Origin of the sequence: Bradyrhizobium sp. AT1, assembly GCF_001590795.1 — a bacterium.
Classification (GTDB): domain Bacteria; phylum Pseudomonadota; class Alphaproteobacteria; order Rhizobiales; family Xanthobacteraceae; genus Bradyrhizobium.
The window spans coordinates 5,277,012-5,280,318 of sequence record NZ_JXDL01000001.1 but is presented as its reverse complement, the minus strand read 5'-3'; the positions used below and the strand labels follow the sequence as shown (position 1 = coordinate 5,280,318).

The following is a 3,307-nucleotide window of genomic DNA, read 5'->3' as shown; positions in this document are numbered from 1 at the left end:
CACGCACACTTCGGCGAATTTCGCCTATGCGCTCACACCGGCGCCGATCGGGCAGGACACGCCGGTGCCGCCGAGGCCGCAATAGCCGGCGGGATTCTTCGCCAGATATTGCTGATGGTAGTCCTCGGCGAAATAGAATTCGCCTGCCGGCGCGATCTCGGTGGTGATGGCGCCGAGGCCTTTCGCAGCGAGCGCCTTCTGATAGAGCGCCTTCGACTCCTCGGCCGCCTTCTTCTGCGCATCGGACGTGGTGTAGATCGCGCTTCGGTACTGCGTGCCGACATCGTTGCCCTGACGCATGCCCTGCGTCGGGTTGTGGCTTTCCCAGAACGTCTTCAACAGCGCCTGGTAGGAGATCTTGCTCGGATCGAACACGACCAGCACCACTTCGGTGTGGCCGGTGCGGCCCGAGCAGGTCTCTTCATAGGTCGGGTTCGGCGTGTGGCCGCCGGCATAGCCGACCGCGGTGGTGTAGATGCCGTCGCCGAGCTGCCAGAATTTGCGCTCGGCGCCCCAGAAGCAGCCGAGCCCGAACACGGCGCTTTCGAAGCCGGCGGGATAAGGCGGCTGCAGCTTGCGGCCGTTGACGAAATGGGTGGTCGCGGTCGGGATGGCTTGCGCGCGGCCGGGCAGCGCCTCAGCGGCGCTCGGCAATGCGGTGGTCTTGCGCATGAACAGCATGATTGGATCTCCGCGGAACGAGCTGTCCGTCGCCTGAGCCAGAGGCTCAGACGGCGTGCTCGCGATCAGGTGGGAATATAGGGCTCTACGTCAGCGCGCGCCGTGTTGTTACGCCGCGCTCAATCCCGGCGGGAATTGAAGCTCAATCCCGGGAATAGCCGATCAGCGGTTTCCGCGGCCGGAACAGGATCATCAAGAGGATGCCGAGAATGCCGAGGACGGCAAACACCGGCTGATCCAGCAGCAGGCGGATCACCGAGGTCCACAGCCAGGGCGCCTTGGCCTCGACCCAGATGCGGAAGGCTGACTGGCTGGCCTGATTGATGTCGTTCCAGAACTGACCGAACCGGGTGAATCTGAGGGTCTGGTCGGCCACCCAGCGGGCGCCGTCATAGACCATGAAGATGAACCCGCCGGCGAGCAGCAACAGCCCAATCAGTCGGAAAAAGCCGCGGATCATGCCTCACCTTATATGGTCGTCCGATCGGAGGACCTGACAAACGCCGCCTGCCAATAGCCGGGCGAGGGCAGAAATTCAACCTCTTCAGGGCGTTACGGCACGGCCTGGAGCACCCAGGGGCCGCTTTTCCAGCCCGGAAAGCGTTGACGGTGCGCAAGACCCTCTCTATAAGAGCGCCAACTGGCGGCGGGCGCAATCCTGCCGCCGCTGTTCTTTGAGCAGTTGCAGGCCACGCGAGCTTTTGGGCTCGGGGAGGCCTCATGTTCCCGGGACAGCCCAGCAACCGAACACCCTAAATCCGAGCGTCGATTACGCGGTCAAGCAAGCCGACGCTACCCGACCAAGACGCGACCGGTACCCGCAAAGGATATTGAGACCATGGCCAATACCACTTCCGCCAAGAAAGCGACGCGCAAGATCGCCCGCCGCACCGCCGTCAACAAGTCGCGCCGCACCCAGATGCGCGGTGCCGTGCGCAACGTCGAAGAAGCCATCGCGACCGGCGACCGCGCCGCTGCCGTGAAGGCGCTGGCGAATGCCGAGCCCGCTTTGATGCGCGCCGCCCAGCGCAACATCATTCACAAGAACAACGCCAGCCGCAAAGTCTCGCGCCTCACCGCGCAGATCGCCAAGCTCGCCAAGTAAGCGCGACAAGTAAGCGCGCCAGATCACGGCGGACCGATCCGTCGACCGATCGATCGAGCATCGCACGCGTCAAACAGCCCGGCATCGCGCCGGGCTTTTTTGTTGCCTGTCATATTCACGCAAGCAGACACGCACGATCGATCTTCGATGGGAAGGTTCGCACGGCCTGCGCTATTCTTCGTTCCGTAGTTCTACCTGCCGATGTTTTGCAACAGCGGAAACTTTCACCGCGTTGCAAAAACCCCTGCGCGACGGGCTCGAATTGAATCCGCAGGCGACGAAAGTTCTACACACCGTAGATTCACAGGACCGCACGTCATGTGGGAGTTACCCTGTGAAATGAGACTCAAAAAACGATGTCTCGCTAATCACTTATCGACATAGCGATGGCAAGCATTTGGAAAATTCACCCGCGCGTCGGGTGCGTGACGAATTTGTTAAAAAATTTTGGCGGTGGCTGAGAATTGTCACATGAGGTGTGCCGTTCTCGATTCTGTGCACGAATCCAAAAACTTGCTTCGAAGCCTGTGAACAAGTCGCGCGCGGCATTAACCGAGGTCAAGTTTTTTTGGTGGCTCAAGAGTGAATCAATTCGTTGCGAGTCTTTCCGCTTAGTGTATTCCTTAAGTCGTCAGCGGCGCCCACGATCTTCAGACCAGCGCGGTTTAGGAAACGGGGCGAGCGTGCAAATCGGCGGCGGTGTGCACGTAGGCGACGCTTCAACAAGCGATGTCGGTTCACAACCCATAGCAATATGGGAATGGTAGCTCTTTGTCTGAATGTCTCCAAGCGGGATCTTCCCGCCTCGTGCCACGCGCACATGAGAGACGTCGCAAGGCCACCCCGGCAGGCAAGGCGGCGAAGTCGAGCGGACGACTAGTACATGGGCAGGCATCCGCGCAGGAGTACGGCGCGGCTGCCGTCAAGACACGCAGGACCTTGTCGTGAGCGATCACGGCAGGACGGGGAGGTATCATGTCTTACGGACTCAACGCGGTATTGAAACACGTTTCCCATTCCAGCGATGCCGTTCTAGCTCCGTCAGATCTCCAGCCTCCCGCGTGCGACGGAGCGCCGAGTACGCGCTGACCTCGCGAACCCTCCATCTCTGACATCGCTGATCTGACGCGGCATTCCCGCCGGACGGTCGAGCCATGCCTGACGATGGACTCGCTTTGAGGTCGCGCCATTCCAAGGGCCCTCGCTGAGGGACCCGGCAGGAACCCTGCATGGCGCTCACAACGCAACTATATCTCTCAAGAGAAGTTTTCTGACGATGACAATGGAACAGGATCGCTGGTCACGCGTGAAGGGTCGGCTGCGCTCGAGCGTTGGCGAAGACGTTTACACGAGCTGGTTTGCTCGCATGGATCTGGAAGGCGTGCAGGACGAGAGCGTGCGGCTGTCGGTGCCCACGCGCTTCCTGAAGAGCTGGATCCAGGCCCATTATGCCGAGCGCGTGCTGTCGTGCTGGCAGGCCGAGATGCCGGAAGTGCATCGTATCGATCTCACGGTGCGTAC

4 protein-coding genes are annotated in these 3,307 nt (G+C 60.9%); 2 read left to right on the top strand and 2 right to left on the bottom strand.

Annotated elements, in window-relative coordinates:
• Positions 1 to 24: 24 nt before the first annotated feature.
• Together msrA and SE92_RS24500 are read right to left on the bottom strand one after the other, a co-directional pair.
• Positions 25 to 681, bottom strand: coding sequence for a peptide-methionine (S)-S-oxide reductase MsrA (msrA, locus tag SE92_RS24505; RefSeq protein ID WP_063199061.1), 657 nt, complete (start codon positions 679 to 681; stop codon positions 25 to 27).
• A 142-nt stretch (positions 682 to 823) separates the two neighbouring features.
• Entirely contained in the window at positions 824 to 1,141 is a 318-nt protein-coding gene (locus SE92_RS24500) for a hypothetical protein (protein ID WP_063199058.1), read from the bottom strand.
• 378 nt (positions 1,142 to 1,519) lie between these two features.
• Between SE92_RS24500 and rpsT the strand changes: the two genes are divergently transcribed.
• Positions 1,520 to 1,786 carry a 30S ribosomal protein S20 gene (gene rpsT / locus SE92_RS24495; RefSeq protein WP_018319466.1) on the top strand — a complete coding sequence of 89 codons (267 nt, stop codon included), beginning with the start codon at positions 1,520 to 1,522 and terminating at the stop codon, positions 1,784 to 1,786.
• Between the two features lie 1,276 nt (positions 1,787 to 3,062).
• On the top strand, positions 3,063 to 3,307 hold a 245-nt coding region (locus tag SE92_RS24490), incomplete at its 3' end, for a DnaA N-terminal domain-containing protein (protein ID WP_283806791.1).